This window comes from Streptomyces litchfieldiae (genome assembly GCF_031845365.1).
In the GTDB taxonomy this organism is placed as follows: Bacteria; Actinomycetota; Actinomycetes; order Streptomycetales; family Streptomycetaceae; genus Streptomyces; species Streptomyces litchfieldiae.
The window spans coordinates 1-1,552 of record NZ_JAVREL010000057.1; the positions used below are offsets into that span (position 1 = coordinate 1).

A 1,552-nucleotide genomic window follows, 5' to 3' on the forward strand; every position below is an offset into this window, starting at 1 on the left:
CGCTGGTTGAGTCGGCCCGGAGCGCGGTGCCGGTGTTCCCACCGGTCCGTTTCTCCGGGCCGCTCGCCGAACCCGGCGTGCGCCTCTCGACGCACCGGGCTCTCCACGGACTCTGCCGTCAGACGTGGTTCGCCGACGCCCAGGGGGCCGGGATCGTGCCCCGGTATCGGTAACGGGTGACCGTCACCGACGAGGGGTCGAACAACTCGATCCCGCCCATGGCAACCTGCCGCCACCGCCCGGAGGGAGTGACGAACAGGCGGCGCAACTGCCTCCATCGCAACCGGTGCAGCTTCCTCAGCCACCGGAAGACTCGCCACTGGACGAAGTGCCTCAGGTTGCTGAGGGTGTGCTTGCACACCGCGTAACGGAAGTAGTTCGTCCATCCGCGCAGGATCTGGTTGATCCTCGTCAGGATGGTTCTGGGGTCGGCCTGCGACACCCTGTGTGTCATGGCACGGATCTTCGCCTTCACCGCCTTGAGGGGCCGGTCGGCGATGAAGGTATAGACGTACCACTGGTTCGTCCCTCGCTTTCGGCGCCACTGGATGTGGAACCCGAGGAAGTCGAACCCCTCGCTCATGTGCACTACCCGCGTCTTGGCCGGCGACAATCGCAGGCCGACCGGGGCGAGCACGTCGGCGATGTCCTCGCGCAAGGCAACGACGTCGGCTTCACGACCGTGCACGAGCACGACGAAATCGTCCGCGTAGCGGACGATTCGCCAGGTCGGCAGGCCCTTCTTCCGACGCGCGTGACGCCGATAGGTCGTCCCCATCGTCCCGTTCGGCCGCCAGGGCTCCATCACGTGCTCATCGAGCACGCTCAAGGCGATGTTGGCCAGCAGGGGCGAGAGGATCCCACCCTGCGGGGTGCCGGTGTCCGACTCCTTAAGCCCGGACTGCTCGGTGAGCACCCCGGCCTTGAGGAAGGCTTTCACCAGCGACAGCACGCGCTTGTCCTTCACCCGGAGCCGTACCCGGTCCATCAGGGCCGCATGGTCGATCCGGTCGAAGCACGCCTCGATATCCGCGTCCAGCACCCACTGGTAGCCCCGGGAGCCGAACATGTGGATCTCGGCAATCGCGTCGTGCGCCCGCCGCCCGGGCCGGAACCCGTAGGAGACCGGCAGAAAGTCGGCCTCGAAGATCGGTTCCAGCACGAGCTTCAGCGCCGCCTGGACCACCCGATCGGCGATCGTGGGAATGCCCAGCTTGCGGACCTTCCCCGAGCCACCGGGCTTCGGAATCACGCGCTCGCGCACCGGCAGGGGACGAAACGTCCCCTCCTTCAGCGCGGACCGCAAATCCTCCAGGAACCCGGGCACCCCGACGCGCTCCTCGACCCAGGCGGCCGTCAGGCCGTCCACGCCCGGAGTGTTCGCACCGCGGTTGCCCGCGACCCGCTCGAACGCCACGATCAGCGTCGCCGGGTCGTGCACAAGGTTGAACAGGTCGTCGAACCGGCGGCTCTTGTCGGCCACCGCCCAACGGTGAAGCTTGGTCTGCATCTCCGATACCCGCTGTCGCGGAGCCTCCGTATTCACCGGGGC

Annotated in this window: 1 protein-coding gene; it reads right to left on the minus strand. The window is 67.5% G+C overall.

Going from position 1 to position 1,552, the window contains the following annotated elements; genetic code table 11:
• Nucleotides 1-118 precede the first annotated feature (118 nt).
• Nucleotides 119-1,552, minus strand: a 1,434-nt coding sequence (gene ltrA / locus RM590_RS35355) for a group II intron reverse transcriptase/maturase (protein ID WP_394814042.1), incomplete at its 5' end; no start/stop codon positions are given.